The organism is Stenotrophomonas sp. STEN030, from assembly GCF_056759995.1.
In genome coordinates this window covers 14170-32866 of record NZ_JBRREB010000052.1, presented here as the reverse complement: position 1 = coordinate 32866, position 18697 = coordinate 14170, and the positions used below count along the sequence as shown (strand labels likewise).

General features: G+C 63.5%; 8 protein-coding genes. All 8 read left to right on the top strand.

The window, feature by feature from the left end; all coding sequences use genetic code 11:
* Positions 1-393, top strand: a 393-nt coding sequence (locus ACVOLR_RS16310; RefSeq protein WP_481537370.1) for a hypothetical protein, incomplete at its 5' end; no start/stop codon positions are given.
* 9 nt (positions 394-402) lie between these two features.
* Positions 403-885, top strand: coding sequence for a hypothetical protein (locus ACVOLR_RS16305; protein ID WP_481537369.1), 483 nt, complete (start codon positions 403-405; stop codon positions 883-885).
* 216 nt (positions 886-1101) lie between these two features.
* A complete protein-coding gene (locus ACVOLR_RS16300; RefSeq protein WP_481537368.1) occupies positions 1102-2907 on the top strand; it encodes an Ig-like domain-containing protein in 1806 nt (601 codons plus the stop codon).
* 4 nt (positions 2908-2911) lie between these two features.
* On the top strand, positions 2912-4402 hold the full coding sequence (locus tag ACVOLR_RS16295) for a hypothetical protein (protein ID WP_481537367.1): 1491 nt from the start codon (positions 2912-2914) through the stop codon (positions 4400-4402).
* Between the two features lie 11 nt (positions 4403-4413).
* A complete protein-coding gene (locus tag ACVOLR_RS16290) occupies positions 4414-6297 on the top strand; it encodes a hypothetical protein (protein WP_481537366.1) in 1884 nt (627 codons plus the stop codon).
* Positions 6294-6848: a hypothetical protein gene (locus ACVOLR_RS16285; RefSeq protein WP_481537365.1), complete on the top strand. Its 555-nt coding sequence runs from the start codon at positions 6294-6296 to the stop codon at positions 6846-6848. Before ACVOLR_RS16290 ends, ACVOLR_RS16285 begins: the two co-directional genes overlap by 4 nt.
* A gap of 900 nt (positions 6849-7748) precedes the next feature.
* A complete protein-coding gene (locus ACVOLR_RS16280; protein ID WP_481537364.1) occupies positions 7749-8699 on the top strand; it encodes a hypothetical protein in 951 nt (316 codons plus the stop codon).
* Positions 8700-9037: 338 nt separating this feature from the next.
* On the top strand, positions 9038-18670 hold the full coding sequence (locus ACVOLR_RS16275) for a PLxRFG domain-containing protein (RefSeq protein WP_481537363.1): 9633 nt from the start codon (positions 9038-9040) through the stop codon (positions 18668-18670).
* Positions 18671-18697 lie beyond the last annotated feature (27 nt).

Below are 18697 nucleotides of genomic sequence, written 5' to 3'. Positions count from 1 at the left end.
ATCGAGATCTACACCGGTCCGCAACCCGCATCTGCTGACCTTGCCCCCACCGGTACGCGGCTGGCGCGGATCACGCGTGACGGTGCGCCATGGTCGCCCGGCGCGCCGGCAGGGGGCCTGCAGTTCGTCGCAGGGGGGCGCTACATCACGAAGCACCCTGAGCACCTATGGCAGTTCGTTGGCGAGGCGACTGGAATCGCTGGCTGGTTCCGGCTACTGGGCAACGAAGCCGACCCCGGCACCTACTCGCTGACTGCGCCGCGCATCGACGGAGCCGTTGCCCTGGTAGACACCCCCGGCGAAATCGAAATGTTCATGGTGGACACCGCCGTGACGCCCGACACCCAATTCATCGTGCCGCACTGGTGGCACGGAACTCCACCGCTTTCATGAGGCCACGCCATGTTCAAGAATAATCCGCAGCTCTCCCAGACCATGCTCGCGGCGCTCAAGGGCGCTTTGGATGGCGGGTTTATCTATATCTTCGCCGGCCCTGAGCCTGCGAATGCAAACGATGCGCTGGATATGGCGAGCACGCACACGCAGCTGGCGATGCTATCGCTGAACAGCGATGACGTGACCGGTCTGACCCTGTCTGTGCCGAGCGGCGCGGCAATCTCTAAACCTGCAGGCGACGACTGGCGCGGGCTTGTTTCATTCGACGGGGCTGAGGCCAGCACGTCCACCCTAGAGCCAACGTTCTTCCGCTTCTGCGCCGCGGGAGACACCGGCCGGGCCGCAGGCACTGCGCCCCGGCTGCAAGGTTCAGTTGGCGGGCCGGACAGTGCAGCAGATGCCAAGCTGGCCACCAGCACGCTCACTGACGATGGCACCAGCACCACCTGGGTGGGGATTTTCAACTACCGCCTCGGATCTGTTGGCTGATGATCCGCAAAGCGCCCATTGTCATTGAGACACCTTTCGTCCCGGGCACACGTGGGCGAGCGGAGCAGCTGCTGTGCCAGGCGAAGGCGCCAGTGAGCACGATCCCCGACCGTGGGCAACCGCAGCGGTTCACGTTCTGCTACCAGCCCCGGACGGTGGTGGCTGGCATGACGATCTTAGGCCCGGAGATTTGCGTCAGTACGTGGGGACCGGCTCTTGGCCAGTGAACTGATCAGCCTGAGCAACAAGTTTTCGCTGACGGCAAACGGCGGCGAGTTTGTGGCTCCGCGAGCGAGCTACAACCTGACGCTTGAAGGGCCTACATTCGTAGCGATGCGAGCCGGGTCGGCCGATACGCTTGCCTCAAAGTCTGGCTACGTCATCCGTGGAGTTGAAGGGTTCATCGACATCGCCGGCTTCGGGCTCGATGCAGATCCCGCATCCATGGCTGCGGCTGCGGGGTTTGGCGCCACCGCTCGGGTAATGTTGGCCGTGCCGAGGACCTACAACGCATACGCAGGCCGCCCCATCGCGCCACTGTGGCACCACCGATGGGAGTGGGACGTAGCAGACACGAGCGTGCCGCTCGGGCTGCTCTACGCAGGCTCAGGCGACGTGAATGGCGGGAAGTGGGCAGGGGTAGCCACTGGCACATTCATGCTCAACACTCTTGGCATAGCGCCGCTGAAAACCAATTACGGCATCAACTCCGTGTCGCCGCGTTCGCAGCTGTTCTACCGCATCAGCCCCAAACCGCTGTGGAAGGCATCGGTACCGGCCTCCCTGAGCACTGGCCAGGTTGGGCAGGCATCGGTCACGGTGACTTATCCGGATGGGGAGCCGGTGACTGGACTGGCTGTCCGCTTCGTATCCAACACCGAGGCCGTCGCGTTTGGCGACGCGCTGGCGTACTCGATGGTGGCGACCACCGACGCAGCCGGCGTGGCGTCGGTACCGCTGCGGGCTGTCACCAGCGGCGCCGGTGCAGTTCAGCTGTCGCTGGCCGACCAGCGTTGCGCCCCAGAGTTCTTTTCCCCCGCGTTCGGCGCGGTGCTGGCGGTCAACGCTGAGGTGGTTCGCGTAGACGGGCAGGACTGCGTGCTGCTGCCGGCCATCTCGGCGGTACCGGCGGTACCAGCGACCCGCATCGAGACGGGCACCAATGCGTGGAACTCCGGTGCGAACAGTGAGGCGGTGCTCGACGGCGATGTCGCTGTGGAGTTCTCAGGGGCGCAGGCTGTTGTTGGCGGCATCGTTGGCTTCACCGCGGACCGCGATGCGGTACCGGCCCCTACCCGAATCGCCCACGGCTGGTATCTGCACAGCGACCTGGGCGGCATGACGTGGGCGCAGGTGTACGAAACGGGGAAAGTAGCCAGCGCGCCACGCTACTACACCCCCGAGACAGTGTTCCGCATCGAGCGACGAGGGAATCGCGTGGCCTATTCCATTGACGGCGATCGCGTCCGGGCCGCGCAAAGCGCTCTGGCAGGAGAGGTGTCGGTGGGGGTTGCGTTGTACGGCGCCAACGACTTCCTGTTCGAGTGGGAGTCCGGCGACGGTGGTGGTGGCGACGTTGACGAGGACACCATTTTTTCAATCGTAAACGACATGCGCGGCCCGGATGACGGCGACGGGCTCGGAATATATGGCGAGGCTTCCTGCGAAGGCGACACGAGCGCTGCTATCAACGAAAGCATCTACAACGGGCCGCCAGTCGTCGTGGAGGCAGCATATCCAGTGACAGGGTATGCCGGCGGCGGCAGTGAAATTTACGATCTGTGCGGGGGCTCGGTCGACGACATCAGGGTGATGGTGGGCGTAACTGTAGGGGCGCGCGTCTCGATGTCGACGCCGATTCCGTTCGCGCAGAATGGCGCTGGTAGCGGGACCGCGTCGATCCCTGTCGTTGAGCTCCCTGCGGAGTTTCAAACCCCGGATGTCACCTTCGCAGTGGCCGTGCTTGGCGGCGCGGTGTTTGAGGGGCGCAAACCACTGGCCATCCTTCGCGTGAGGTACTGAGCTGATGCCAATCACTTTTGAACAGCTCCCCCCAAGCACCGATGCAGGCGAGATCACTGTCAACGGTTCAGTGAGCGTTGATGGATACGGCCTGTCGATTGCGCCCGCGGCAGGCAATATCACGATCATGGGTGTCGTCGGCATTGGTGGCGCAGCACGGCTGGACGTGGACTTCGGCGGCGTTTCTCCGGTGCTCCCGGCGCTCATCGACGGCGTGGTGTTTGTCTCGGGCTTCGGCGCATTGGACAGCGTTGTCACCAGTCGCCTGGACGTGGACGGCGCAGTGTCCGTGGGCGGTTGGGCCTTCAGCGATTCTGCTATCGATGGCGTGGTGGGCATCAGTGGTGAGGCATCGGCCGGCGGCAAGTACCAGGGTGGCTTCACCTTCATTACGGAGCCGCAGCCGGTTGTGGCCTGTTACGTCGGGCACGCGTTTGGCGTGGTGCGAGACCTGTTTTGGATCGGTGGCGCATCGAAACGGGGATACACGTCAGTTTCTAGCTCGCCGCTAAGGCTGGGGACTGGTCTGCTGTCGACCTATACGGGAAAGGTCAAGGCCGAGGAAGAGTTCGCTTTCACTGATACCACGTCATTCGTGGTGCGAATGCTTGCGCAGAGCAAGCTTAGTTTCAACGCCCTCGCCACTGGCGACTATCGGCTGCTAGCGCGAGCGGCATCGCGGCTATTGCTGTCCGGGCATGCAAAGAGTTACGCCGAGGGACTACAGCTGATCGCTGACGCGCTGGTGTTCAATGACGTGGCCGCGTGGCTGCAGCTGGTCGGTGTCGCCGATACAGTGGCACTGAACGCGAGGATTGATGCGCTCTACGCGGCGTTCGTGCAGGTCGTGGAACGCCTGGTACTGGCGACCAAGGCAACGCCGCAGTTCACGTTGACTGTATTGCTGCGCGACGGCTTCGCTCTTGGGGCGCACTGCTCGCACGAGGCCGAGCTAGCGGCGCAGCTGGCCGATGCCATCGGCTTTGCCATGTCCCTGTCCTTCGATAGCGGCGAATTTATCGCGTGGGTGCTGAACACAGAGAGCCGCGGCCTGACCCGCTACACGCAGTACCCGTTCAACAGTTTCGCGAAGATCGGTGGCCGCTACTACGGTGCGCACACCGGCGGCATTGCCCGGCTCGGTGGCAGTGATGACATGGGCGAGCCTATCAAGGCTCGACTGCGCATAGGCATGTCTGACTTCGGTGACCGGCACCTCAAGTCGTTTTCCGACGCTTTCTTCGGCATGGCGGCCAGCGGCCAGATGCTGCTTAAAGCCATCTTTGTGGACGAGCGAAGTGGCGAGAAGAACATGGCGATCTACAAGATCCTGCCGTGTCCAGCTGGCGCATCGCGTGAGACGCGCGCGAAGCTTGGCCGCGGCATGAAGGCTGTGGACTGGGATTTCGAGCTGGAGAATGTGGACGGCACGGACTTTGATCTGCAGTCGATCCAGTTCTATCCCACACAACTAAGCCGGCGCACGCGCGGGTAAGGAGTACACCTGTGGCATCTACCTGGTGCTTGGCACCCAATTCCCCCGCGTACAACCTTGTCGGTGATGCGCACACGAAATTCACCCGTAAGGGCGATGAGCTGTACGAGCTGGTTGTAGATCAGCTCGGGGAGCTGGATAACATCGGTATCTCGCCAGTCGAGTTCAACGTAACCTTCGACTTCGAAGGCCAACTGACCCCGTTCCAACGGCCAGCAACCCCTACGCTCGACGCTGCTGCGTTCCAGCTACGAACCCCCGGGGACGTTGCACCGCCGCCAACGTTTATTCCAGCCCCAATCGACGGCACGTTGCCGCCTGAGCTGGATGTCGAGGTACCGACGTTGGCGATCGGGACGAAGCCAACCCGCCCGAACATCACCGTGCCACAGGCACCGGATGACCCTGCCCATCTGGAAATGCCGGTGGCGCCCGACGCGGTGATGCCAAGCTTGCCAGCGCTCGAGGAGCTGAACCTACCGACGCTGCCGGACATAGAGCTGCCGGAGTTCACCAGCCCGCTGCCGCAACTGGTCGAGCCGCCATTTGACGATAACTGGTCGTTCCAGCCGCAGGCCTACGAGAGCCAGCTCAAGGGCCAACTGTTCGGCACCATTGAGCGGATGCTGCAGTCTAAGCCGGCATTGCCCGAGGCTATCGAGGCGGCAATCTTCCAGAAGGGCCGCAGTCGGCAAGAGATCGAAACTGGTCGCGAGGTGGATCAAGCGCTGTCTGAGTTCGCTTCCCGGGGCTGGAATACCCCAAACGGGGTTCTGACTGCACAGGTGCGCGAGATCCGCCAGCGCGGGCAGGACCGGATCGCAGAGTTTAATCGCGACGCGGCCATTAAGCAGTACGAGGAGACGCTCGCGAACTTGCGGCTGGCGCTGGCTCAGGGAGCGGCGCTGGAAGGCGTATATATCAACCTGCACGTTGAGGAACAGCGCTTCGCGCTGGAGGCTGCCCGGTTTGCTCGTGAGGCGACGATGGCGGTATTGCAGTACCGGCTTTCTGTATTTCAGACCAGGATGCAGGGCTACCAGATTGAGGCGCAAGTGATGCGCGACCGCATCCAGTCTGAACTGGCCAAGATCGAAATCTTCAAGGCGCAGCTGGATGGCGAGCGACTGCGCGGCGAGATCAACGAGCAAAGGGTGCGTCTGTACGCCGAGCAGATCCGCGCAGTAAACCTGATGGCCGACTTCTACCGCACCCAGGTGGAAACGGTGAAGGTGAAAGCCGACGTGCAGCGGCTGGTGTTCGACCGCTACAAGGTGGCAATGGAAGGGTTCGACAGTCGCTGGCGTGCCCACGTGTCCGAGTGGCAGGGCTACAGCGCAGCCGTCGAAGGCGAAGGTAAACGCGCCGATCTGTATCGCACGCTGGTGGACGCACAGGGCAAGCGTGTGGATGCCTGGGCAACCGGTGAGAACCTGAAGCTCGAACGCGAGCGCCTACGAACGCAGCAATTCGGCCAACAATTGGGTGCATGGCAGGCATTGATTACAAAGCGGGAGAGCGAGCTCGGGGCCGAACGCTCACGATTGGCAGCTGTTTCAACTCTCGTTGAAGCCCAGGCCCGCCTTTACTCTGCGTCCGCTTCGGTGGAGCAGGCCGCATCAGCTGCCAGCGACAGGAGCTTCGAGCTCGGCCTATCCAAGAGTCGGGCAAAGATGGATGCGGGTGGCAGGAACGCAGATCTCATGTTGCAACAGGCGAAGTACCTGACCGATCAACTGCTATCTGTGAATGACACCAGGCTGAAGGTGGGTGCTCAGTTGACTGCGGCGAGTTGGTCTGCCGTCAGCTACAGCGCTGGCGTTTCTGCATCGACTGGTCAAAGTTCCAGTTGTAGCCAGAGCTTCAACTTCAATGGGGAGACTTCGGACGCATGACCGCCTTGGCCACAAACCAAATAGATGTCGCTGATACTTCGCTCGTCGGCTGCTTCTGGACAGATCTTGTGAACGCGGTTCAAAAGTGCGGAACCGGCCCTGACCCGGAGCCGGTGGGCGTCATGGTTGATTACCTAATTCATTACACCTGCGAGGCGTACGAAGGCACCGGTATTAATCTGGTAGCGCATTCTGGCACCAGCAACGGAGGCCCAGCTGTTAATGCGACAAATGCTCTCGGCAATCCTCCCCGTGTGCTTTCCTATCTGCTGCTGGATTCAGAACCATCGCTATCGTCGCCGCTTCCCGGGGTCGTCACGGTTGACGACTTCACGCCGCTCGTAGGAGAAACAACCAAGTTCAATTCCTACGGCGGCGGTTGGCTCAACATCTCAAGGTACGTGACTGAAACCTTCGATCCGGCACTCGTGCCCGGACAGTGGTTCGCCGCACTTGTCGCGTACGAGGACTATGGAACGAGCGTAGGGAAACAGGCTGTCATGGCATTCCGGGTTAAGGCGAACGACGGTAGTTGGCCAACCTGCGAGTGATGGCTCGGCATGTCTCATGCCGTGAACGGCTTGGACACTACACAAACACTGGACCGCCTCGGCGGTCCTTTTTTTTTCTGGGAGACCGCAATGGCCATTACCGACGACCTTGATAGTGCACGGAAAGACGTTGCACGCAGTGCCACACCTGGCATGACTCCTGCCTCAACGGCTGCGCCGGCGCGGCGCAGTTTTAGCGGTCCTGGTGGTGCCGGCATGCTTGCACCGCGCCCAACTGCGGATGCTGGGCCGGTGATGACCAGGTTCCCGCGGCCCAGTCAGCCGGCCCGCGTGCCGGCGGCCGCTACTCTCTCGAGTTTGCCGCCAGGTCCCATGCAAGACGCAGTGCCCAGTTCTGCTTTGAGCAGCCTCGGGGCGGGCATAGCGGCTCTGCCGCGCAGCGCCCCGGCTGCAGCGCCATCACCGGCCATCGGCCCTGCAGCGGCTCGAGCACCTGCCTTGGTTGCACCCCGGCCAGCTCCCGGAACCGTGGTCGGTACCAGATTGCGCTCGGCGTTTGACGGTGCTCGGGCCACGCTGGGTGCAGGCCAACAGAGGGCTGCGACAGCAGTCGGGTCCGCGGTATCGGCTGGGACTGCGCCAATCAGGAGCTCCCTGGGGTTTGCGCGAGACGTGGGCCGCGCCTTCGCTGGCGAGCAACCAGCTGCCGACGCTGGCCAACCGGTGGCGTTGCCTTCGGTGGATAGGCCTGCAGCAAGCGCAGCAGCTCCGGCGCCCAGTTTTGCTGACGTAACCAGCCGCGTGTTGCCAGAACCTTCCGTCGGCGTCCCAACTGCTCGCGGGACCGATTTCGCGGGTGTAACCAGCCGCGTTGTCTCTGGTGCCCCGAGCCAAGCGGCTGCAAGTGCAGGAGCGGCTGGCGGCGGCATTCAACGTACCGTGGACGCCGCCGGCAACTCGGTCTATAGCGATAGCACTGCAGGGCTGGCCCAGGGGGTGCAACTGGCTAATGCCAACTTCGGTGCCGGAGGCGATCGGCGTGTTGCGACGGGGTCGATGATCGATGGCGCGCAGGTGGCTTCGCCGCCTGCAGCCCCGGCAGCTGGAGCGATGTCTGCAGCTCGACCGGTAGCCAATGCCGCGGCGGTCGCACCTGCAGCAATCGTGGCGCCACGTCCCGCACCCGCTCAGGCTATCCGCGGGCGCCAAGGCGCCGTGATTCAGAACCCCAACGACACGCTGGTCGATAAGCTCACCCGGGCGATGGGTAGCGCGAGCCTGAAGGGAAGCCCAAGCAGCCGAGCTGCTGTAGCTCAGGCGATTCTTGGCGAGGCGGGTGCGCAGCGTGATGAGCGGATGCAGACCCTGCGGACGCAAGATCAGGCCGATCTCACGTCGCTGCAAGCGAACGCTGTGAGCGCGGAGAACGCCGCCAACCGGCAGCTGGAAGCATCCAAGGTCAACGCCCAGATGGCGGACAACGCTGCTGGCCGCGATACCAGTCTGGAAATCTCCCGCCTTGCGCGCCGCCCAGAGGTAAGCGTGTCGGCCGATGGAAGTATGGGAATCATCGGGCCTGATGGTGGGTGGCGGCCGGTAACTGGCGCTGACGGTGCTGCAGTACGTGCGCCACAGGCCCCGCGGCAGACCGGAGAGCTGACGGATGGCGAGCGCCTCAAGTCCTATACCGATCGATACAACGCGATCGTGAATGACCCCAGCTCTGACGCGGAAGCGAAGGCTGCCTCAGTTGCCGCACTCGATGCGGATCCGCTTTATGCAAGGTTGCGCGGTGGCGATGAGCCGCCTGTCGCCGGCGCACGGCGCGCACCAGACGGCAACTGGTACATCCAAGGAACAGACGGCAGCTATTCGAGGGTAGATCCGTAATGGCAACTTTTGAAAAGGTCGACCACGACCCGTTCAGCACTTCGGGTGCTCCGACAGTTGGCACGCCTGCACAACCTGCGTCCAGTAGCGCGGGTACGCCTCGCGTGGTGCCACGTCGACCTTCTGTCACGAAGGTCGAGGGGAATCCTTTTGAGGCAGGCCGGGTTGCAAAACGTCCTGAGCGTTCTTGGGGTCAGGTCGCCGGCGATTCGCTCTTGGGTGTAGCGAGCGGTGCCGCAAACATCATTGGGGGGGTGATAGAAGGGAAGGCATCCACGCGGCCTGACAACCTGGCACGGCAAGGCCTGCGAGTGTTGGATCGCCTCGGTGTGGCTGGCATGTCCGACTTGGCGGCGAAGATCCCGCGCACGCCGAGCGAAGCGATGCTCGGCCACTCTGCAGGTACGGAAAATGCCGCAGTGTCTGCAGGCGTTAAAGCCGCTAGCGATTGGATCGGTGATCAGCAGTCGGGCGCGCTGAAGAATGAAAAACAGGAATTGGCTGAAACCGAGGGGTTCTTTGGCAGCGCCAAGAAGGTCCTGAGTTCCCCCGCACTGTTGGGCAACTTCGTTGCTGAGCAGGTGCCGAATCTTGTCACCTTGGGTGGTGGTACCCGGTTGGCTGCAGCGCGCGCCGGGCAGCGTGCGCTGGCTGGAGCGGTTGCCAAGGGCTTGGGTGAGGAGGCAGCCACAGCCGCGGCGACAGCCGCGGGGCGCAAGGCCGCGACGACGGCCGCTACCGGTCTCACCACCTTGATGGAGACCGGCTCTGCAGGGCAGCAGACCTATCAGCAGGCCATGGCGCAGCCGCAGTCTGTTTGGGACGCTAATCCCGAGTATCAGCGGATGATCGCCAGCGGCGTCGCGCCGAGCACGGCCAAGGAGACTATGGCGCGGGGCGCATCGATGCAGGCCCAGGCGATCACCGCGCCGATCGCGGCCGTTGCTGGCCGCTTCGCTGCGCCTTTTGAGGCAGACGTGTTTACGCGCGGGCTTGCGCGCCGGCCGGTGGCCATGCTCAAGGGCGCAGCCAAGGAGACGGTCGAGGAAACGATCCAGGAAGGTGGTTCCCAGCTGGCCGGTAACCTCGGCCAGCGACAGATAGACCCGAATCAAGCCGCGTGGGAGGGTGTGCCGGAGGCCGCCGGTACCGGCGCCGCGCTGGGTGCCGTGTTGGGCGGCGGTATGGCCGCCGGTGGCGCTATCGCCAGCCGCGGCGACAATCAGCAACCCATCGTGCCGCGACCGCAGCCCCCAGCGCTGCCGCCGCCGGACTTGCAATCTCAGCTGGCGTTGCCACCGTCGGATGGTCAGGCGCCCTACGGCGTCAACGTGGTCACGCCAGGCGGTACGGTACTCACCCCGGAACAGCGCGGTCTGGATCCTCGCGTCACGGGTGCACCGGCGCCGCCGGTACCGAACCCAGGTGCATCGCCGGGTCTTCGTGTCGGCGCCGATAGCTTGAACCAGCAGTCACCGATTGCGCCGAGGCCACGTGCGAACGTTCCGTTCCCGGACGCGGCGCCAGGCAGCTTGTCCGAGGTGGCGAACATTACGGCGGCGGCACGCACTTTGGGTGCCAGCGCAACGCCGGTTGGCGAGCAGGGCCAAGGGCAGGGTGACCTGCTCGAGCAGCCAACTGCGCCCATGGCGCCAACCATTGCTCCGCCTTGGGTCAATGTGGAGACCGGCGAGCAGACGCGGGCGCCAACCAGCAACGACATCGAGCAGCTGCTGCATGCGCACTTCGACTATCAGGTCGAGAACGGTGGGGGGATCCGAACACCCGTTGCTCTGAAGGCCATGCGCGATCAATACGGGCTTGGGGAATCTGTTGTTCGCCCTTCGCTGGAAAAGGTCAAGGCCGAGCGCAAGCGAGGCATCACCAGCGCGCAACTGCAGCAAGGGGAGCCACCCGCCAGCGAGGCAGCGGAGGCGATCGCTGGAGCACCGGATTTCGAGGCCCAACTGCTCGAACAGGTAAAGGGTGCGGCGGGCAGGCGCAAGGAAGTCGGCTTGGGTCAGGCGAAGTCCATCCAGCCGCTCGCGCAAGAGCGATCGCCGACTGTGTCCGAGGTTGCGCAACCATTGCGGGAGGTCACGGCAAGCGAGCTGGGCGACACGCCCGTAGCTGTTGGGGAGGGTGCGGGAGGGGTAGCGTCTGCCGCCTACGACTCGAGCGAGGAAATGCAGGAGACCGACACCGGGGCTCCAAGCGGCGGGCCGTTCACGATTGAAGAGGCTGCTCAGCGTGCAGCTGCACGCACTGATGGAGGCCAGGTTTTCCCCGTCGATGGCGGGTTCGTGGTGCGGACCCCGCGCTCAACTGCAGAAACTGCGCCGATAGCAGCGGTTGCCAATGACGGCAATGCACAAGCGACGGCTGTGAACGGGGAGGGTCTGGGAGGGGGAGCTGCAGCGGCTGGGCAGCCTGCGATGGAGCCTGGTGATACCAGTGATGCCCCAACCGCTGCTGCCGGCGCGGTCGTAGATAGCCCGGCGCCGGATCTGGCTGGTGCCGCTGCGGAAGCCGCTACCAGCCCAACGAACGATCTGCCAGAACCTACGGACGCTCAGAAGGAAGCGGGAAACTACAAGAAGGGGCATCGGCGCATTAATGGTCACGACATCAGCATCGAGAATCCCGCCGGGAGCAAACGCAGCCCGGAGTGGCCGGCGCTGAAGAATCACTACGGCTACATCAAGGGCACCGTTGGCAAAGACAAGGACCACGTTGACGTGTTCATGACGGACCGGGCCGAGGATCCGCAGTTGCCAGTGTTCGTGGTCGACCAGGTGAACAAGGACGGCAGCTTTGACGAGCACAAGGTGGTGATGGGTACTGCGACTGAGGCTGAGGCACGGTCGACGTATCTGGACAACTACGAGAAGGGTTGGACTGGCCTTAGCGGCATCAAACAGATGACGCAGGACGAGTTCAAGGCATGGGTGAGGGATCCGAAGAAGACCACGCGCCGGGTCACGCGATCGCCGCGTATAACCGCCGCGCCTGCTGGGGCTGCCGTCGCAGCACCAGCACCAGCACCAGCACATAAGGCGGCGACAACCTACACGCCGCGTGTGCGCAAGATCGGCGGATCTCCCGAGTACGACCGGAATGACGTGGGCACTTTGGGCGCGTACTTCCAGCCCGGCCGCGTTGTTAAGGGCTATGCAGGGCTGCTGGACAAGGTGCTCGAGTTCAAGCCCAGCGTCGACAAACACGGGCGTTGGAGCGTCAAGGTTCAGCGGGTCGACAAGGACGGAAAGTTTGTGCCGGGCGAGGACGCGCGCTGGCATTCAACCTCGCCGGCGCCGCGGGATCTGGCAGAGGTCCTTGGCAAACCGGAAACGAAGCCGCGACGGGCGCCCGCGGCAAAGTCGGTACCGGATGTGCAGGAACCAAAAACGAGAACGCCGCGCGCGGCAGATGTGGCCCCCAACGGCATAAAGGTGGGCGATCGCGTCATGGTGGCACCCAGCGGCAAGGGTCCGCAACGCGATCCGTACGAAGCATCAGTGATGGAGATCGAGGTCGACGCAGCCCCTGCCTACGGTGGAACGGCGTTCAAGGTTGCCGCTGATGATGCGAAGCCCGACGGTCGCGGTACCGGGTGGGTGGGCATCGACCGAGTCTCGGCCGTGGCGCCAACCGCAGAGCCGGGGGCAGGGGCTGTTGCGAAGCCAAAGGCTGACGGGGCGGCGATCGAGGATTTTGGCGAGACCCTCCATGGCGCCCGCAAGCACTATGCCGCGGCCTACGCCGAGCGCATGCGCCAGGCGTACGAGCTGGACCTTGCAACCACGCCGCTCTCGAAGTCCTGGCCAGAGCCGGACTATCAGAAGTTGCTTGATTCCGGTGCCGAGCCCTTCTCGGTTGCGTGGGTCCGGGCCGCGCGAGATGAGATCCCGAACCGTCCGTCTGCGGCATGGAAGCTCAAGGGCTGGGCTGGGCAGGTTGAAGTGCTGCGCGACGCGGCGGCCCGTTTGTTGGATGGCAGAGTTGACGCGGCGAAGCTCAGGGAGCTGATGGCCCAGCACCCCGGGGTGGCTGCCAAACTGCAGGGGCGCATGGATCTCTATCAGGCTGTGGGCCACGACAAGAGCCTGAAGGGGATCACGCTGCGGTCTGGTGAGTACACCGTGTATGGCGGAGAGCGATACAACCCGCCTCGTACGGTTTACACGGTGGAATCCCGCTCGGCCGGCAAGAGCTGGCCGAAGACACTCGCCGAAGGCGACACCAAAGAGGCTGCGATCGAGGCCTTCAAGGCGCTGCAGGCCGCCCCGAGTGCTGCTGCAAGTGAAGGGGGGGCGCCCACGCGCTTCGACATCATTTCGCTGCGCAGCCCAGTTGCCGGATCCGAGTCCGCGCCCCGGTTCGCCGTGGCCAAGAAGATCGGCCGCGAGTACGTGGAGCTCGAGAGCTTCGATAGCATCAAGGAGGCGCGCACCTACCGAGCCGAACACCAGCAGGATCTGGAGAAGAAGCTTGAGCAGCTCAAGGACATCCCGGCTGAGCGGCGCGACGCGAATGAGCCGCGGGTCGGCATTGATCACCGCGCCGGCGCTGATGTGACGCCAGCGCAGTTCAGCGAGGCATTCGGCTTTCGCGGCGTGCAGTTTGGCAACTATGTCGAAGACGGGCGCAGGCAGCGGGATCTCAACGACGCCTATGATGGCCTACTCGACCTTGCGGGTGTCCTGGGTGTCGAGCCGCGCGCGCTGTCGCTCAATGGGTCCTTGGGTCTGGCCTTCGGAGCACGTGGCAGAGGTGGCAAGCGTGCGGCGGCTGCTCACTTCGAGCGTGGCACGGTGGTGATCAACCTGACCAAGGCGAATGGCGCCGGCAGTTTGGCCCATGAGTGGTTCCATGGCCTCGACAACTACTTCGCACGCATGCGTGGCGACAGCCAGGGCATGGTGACGGATAACCCTCGCGCGAAAGGTCGCGATGGTGCCCAAGGCATTCGTCCCGAGATGGCAGGGGCATTTGATGCACTGCGCCGCTCGATCGATGCCAGTGGCATGGCAGATAGAAGTGCCGAGCTCGATCGGGTGCGATCGACCCCGTACTGGACCACCCCGCCGGAGATGGCCGCACGAGCTTTCGAGAGCTACGTCATCGACAAGCTCGCCGATCAGGGACAGGCGAACGACTACCTGGCCAATGTCGTTGCCGAGGAGGCCTTCGAAGGCATGCGGGCGCTGGCCACCGGCAAGCCAGGGAAGCGCTCGTATCCATATCCGTCGGCTGATGAGTCGCCGGCGCTGCGCGCAGCCTTCGATGAGTTCTTCCAGACCATCGAAAGTGAACGTACGCCGGACGGCGGCGTTCGCCTTTTCTCCCTTCCGGCGGATCCTATGGATTCCCCTGCCTTCAAACGGTGGTTTGCCGGTTCGCAGGTGGTGGGTACGAACGGCAGGCCGCAGACCGTGTTCCACGGGACCGGCGAGCAGTTCTATACCTTCAGCAAGCATCGCTCTGGAGATGCCACTGGCCACGCGACGGCGCCGCTCGGGCACTTCTTCACGACCGACCGCAGCTTGGCCAAGCGTTATGCCGAGAACGCGAGTGATGGCGTGCCGGCTGACGAGAGGGTGATCGATGCGCATCTGCGGGTCGAGAATCCGTACGTCATGCCGCTGGAAGAAGCGCAGTCGCTGGACACGCCCGAGGCTTCTGCGGCTTTCCAGGCGTACCTACAGCGACAGGGCTTCGACGGGATCCAGATCCCCGAGGCGAAGACGTGGATTGCTTTCCGTCCGGAGCAGATCAAGTCGGCTACCGAAAATCGGGGTACCTTCGAGTTGACCAACCCCGACATTCGCTTCTCCCGTGGCGACACCGGCCCCGGACTGACCTTTGATCGTGCGCTGCAGCTGAAGAGCGAGCTGACGGCGAAGTGGGGCGACAACGCCCCGAACGTCGTCGTGGTTCGAAGCGCCGAAGACTTCCCCTCATCCGCAAAGGTCGATCCGGCCTACCGCCGCGCAGAAGGTCTCTACAACGGCAGCCCGACCATCTGGATCAACGCTGGTGCAATCACCAACGAAGCCCGGTTCGGGCAGGTCCTGGCGCACGAAGCCATCGGTCATTACGGCGTTGAGAGCGTTGTCGGAAAGGCCGAATGGGGGCAGATCGTTGACGCAATCGATAACCTGGCCAGTACCGGCAGTGGATCTGCGGCGCTGCAATCGGTGCTGGACTCGGTCTCCAAGCGCTACGGTACCGTGGACCGGGAAACCTTCGCCAAGGAGGCCATTGCGGTGATGGCTGAGCGCGGGATCCGCAACAGCTTCACCAGCCGAGTTGTCGCCGCGGTTCGCCGCTTCCTGCGCCGACTGATGCCGTCGCTGCAGTGGTCAGAAAGCGACGTGCGGGATCTGCTCAGCCAGGCAGACGGGTTCCTGCGTGTAGGTCGCAACGCAGGCGAGCGGCAGTCAACGGTCCAGGCTTATGCCTTCTCGCAATCTGATACCGGTGCGGCGCTGCGCCCCGATCCAGAAGAGGCGACGGCGTACCGGGCTGAGTTCGACAAGATCGTAAACAGCATGCGTACCGTTGTGCCGCCGATCCCTGTGGGCCGCACACCAGCAGTGCTGCGCGCCCTAGGTGCCCCTGATCTGCCCATCATGATCCGCCGCGACACAGTGCGGAAGGCTACCAACGGCGTGAAGCACAACGTCCCCGAGGATGTAATGCGGCGCCTGCCCGAGCTGCTTGCCGACCCGGTGGCTGTGTTTGATTCCAGGACTGAGGCCGGCAGCCTCGCTGTCGTCCTTGAGGCACAGGACGCAGACGGTCGCCCGGTACTTGCTGCCCTGCACATGAAAGTGAGTGAGGGCCGCGCGCTGGAGGTCAATCGTGTGGCCAGCGCCTACGGCAAGGACTTTGGTGACGCGACGTTCGCAAAATGGGCCCAGGAGGGCCTGTTGCGCTATGTGTCGGAAACGAAAAACCCCGAACTGGTACGACTTAGCCGGCTCTATAAGCCCGGTAGTGGTTCACCAGATCAGGGTTCCTCGACGCGAACGGTACTGCGGGAGCAGGACATTGTCCAGCAGGGGAATGCCGGGGGCGCCGACCCTGAGCGGCGTCTGTTCAGCCTCCCGGCATCTGATGCTCTGGATGACATCGATGCAATCCAGAAGGGACTGCAGGGGGAAGGCCTCTTGGCACGTGCCAAGCAGCTGCTGGCCGATATGCGGTTCAACAAGGTGAAAGATGCGCAGCGGCCTACTTGGCTGGGGGCTTTGGCGACGCGCCACCTCACCGAGCTGGGCGCGGACTATTTCCAGAACATCAACCACTATTCCGACTATCTGGCCAAAATGCAGGCCGACCGGAACCAGCTGCAGGGCGAGGCCGAGGTGGTGGCCGAGGCGGCCCGAAAGTGGGTGGGCAAGAACAAGGCGGAAGCGCAGCAACTGTTCGACCTGATGCACGACGCCACAGTTGATGGCGTGGACCCGTCGAAGGCCTATCAGCCGCTCATGTTCAAGATGCCTGGGCAGACTGGGCAGTTCGAGGCGACCCGCAAGAACATCGCTCATGCCATCAAGGTCAAGAAGCAACAGATGCGGGAGCGCTCCGGCGACAGCAAGGTCAACATGATCAATGAGATCAAGGCGCTGCAGGCAATGGGGCACGCCGAACCGCGCCGCCGCCGGCAGTACGCGCCGCTTGTTGATCGCTGGAACCAGTTGCCGGCAGAAGCCCAGGGCATCTACAAGCAGTTCCGTGACTCATATCGCCAGCGCTCCGATGCAATGGAGGAAGCACTGGCGCAGCGGATTGAGGATCTCTCGGGCGACGGTGTGTCGGAAGCCCAGCGTAGAAAGCTTGTGCAGCGGATGCGCGAGCAGTTCGAGTCGGCACGCCTGCAGGGCGTGTACTTCCCCCTGCAACGCTTCGGCCAGCACTACGTGTCTGCGGAGAAGGACGATACCAATACCTTCATGATGTTCCAGACGCTCAACGAGCTGGAGCGGGCCGTAAAGGACCTGAAGGCCAAAGGCTGGACCATCACCGCACAAGGGAAGAAGGGAGATAAGACCAGCGCAAAGGACGCGCCCTCAGGGACCTTCGTCGCCGATGTGATTCAGCAACTGCGACAGTCGCACGTCTCCGACAAGGTTCAAGATGAGATCTACCAGCTGTATCTCGAGGCGCTGCCCGAGCTCTCGATGCGAAAGCACAGCATTCACCGGAAGGGCATTCCTGGCTTCGACCCTGATGCCGTGCGGGCGTTCGCGTACAACATGCACCACGGGTCCCACCAGCTGGCCCGTCTGCGGTATTCGCACAAGCTGCAGGGCGTCCTCGACCTGATCCAGAAGCAGCAGGACGAGGCGCGGAAGGAAGATGGCGCTGATGTTCGCCGGATCGTGGCAGGTGACACGATTATCGAGGAGCTGAAGCGCCGGCACGACTGGATCATGAATCCGACGGACAGCGCCCTGACCAACATGGTGTCGTCCTTTGGGTTCGTGTACTACCTGGGCGCCACGCCGGCGGCTGCGCTGGTCAATCTCAGCCAGACCGCCTTGGTCAGCTATCCGTTCCTGGCCGCGCGCCATGGCCCCGTGAAGGCCATGAATTACCTGCTGGCTGCCAGCCGGGATGCAGTGCGGACTATGGGCAACATCCAGAAGACGTTGACCGACCCAGACGAGTTCAAGGCCTATCAGGCGCTGCAGGCCTCTGGCGCGATCGACAAGACGCAGGCACACAACTTGGCAGGTATCGCCGAGGGCGGCATGACCGGGTACAACCCGGCTTGGTCCAAGGCCATGGAGATCATCGGTTGGGGCTTCCACAAGACCGAGGTGGTGAATCGCGAGGCCACCGGCATGGCCGCATTCCGCTTGGCCAAGGATGGCGGCGCTGGGTTTGACGAGGCGGTCAAGTTCGCCCAGGACACCATCTTCGACACCCACTTCGACTACAGCAATGCCAACCGTGCGCGGTTCATGCAGAGCGGTACCGCCAAGGTGCTGCTGATGTTCCGGCAGTACAGCCTGAATATGTCGTGGGCGCTCGGCCGGATGGTCTGGCAGGCAACCAAGGGCCAGAGCCCGGAGGTACGCCAGATTGCCCGGCGGAACTTGGCCGGCGTTATGGGCATGAGCGCCCTGTTCTCGGGCGCTCTGGGCTTGCCGATGATGGGCGTGGCCATGGGTACTCTCAACGCCCTGCAGTCCGCGTTCGGTGACGACGACGAGCCTTGGGACGCGGAGACGGAGTTCCGAGCGTTCCTCGCCGAGGCACTGGGCCCCAGCGGCGCTGAGGTTCTGCTGCGGGGCCCAGTCAACAAACTCACCGGGGCCAACATAGCCGGCCGAGTTGGGTTGGACTCGTTGTGGATCCGTGACGCGGACCGGGAGCTTGAGGGGCGCGGGTTGTTCAACCACCTGCTGGAGCAGGCGGCAGGCCCGATGGGCGGCGTTCTCAAAAACGTCCTGGTGGGCACCCAGCAGGTCGGAGAGGGCCACACCATGCGTGGTGTCGAGACCATGCTGCCCAAGGGCCTGAAGGACATGATCAAGGCTGGGCGGTACGCAACGCAGGGGGTCAATACCTTGCGCGGCGATCCAGTGCTCGAGGATGTGAGTCCGTGGCAGGTGCTGCTGCAGGGCGCCGGCTTCAGCCCAGCCGAGGTGGCGGAGCGGTATGAACGGAACCGCGCGCTGAAGAACTACGAGGAGCACATCACCAAGCGACGGCAGAGCCTGATGAATGCCTACGCCATGGCCATCCGGAACGGCGACGCAGCGGATCGAGTTGCGGTCATGGAGAAGGTCCGTGCGTTCAACAAGGCGAACCCGGAGCTCGCCATCTCATCCGACAGCATCCGGGCTTCTTTGAAGTCCCGGGCCAGGTACGGCGCGAAGGCCGAAGCCGGCATCGTCATCAATCCGAAATTGGCCGCACGCCTGCAGGAGAGGGTTGGCCCCGCCGCTGAGTGACACGTAGAAGCGAAGTCTAAGTTATTC

What these genes read in the sequence shown, in the direction of transcription:
- ACVOLR_RS16275 (WP_481537363.1), top strand. Translation starts at nt 9,038, where the DNA reads ATGTCCGACTTGGCGGCGAAGATCCCGCGCACGCCGAGCGAAGCGATG.
- ACVOLR_RS16295 (WP_481537367.1), top strand. Translation starts at nt 2,912, where the DNA reads ATGCCAATCACTTTTGAACAGCTCCCCCCAAGCACCGATGCAGGCGAG.
- ACVOLR_RS16285 (WP_481537365.1), top strand. Translation starts at nt 6,294, where the DNA reads ATGACCGCCTTGGCCACAAACCAAATAGATGTCGCTGATACTTCGCTC.
- ACVOLR_RS16305 (WP_481537369.1), top strand. Translation starts at nt 403, where the DNA reads ATGTTCAAGAATAATCCGCAGCTCTCCCAGACCATGCTCGCGGCGCTC.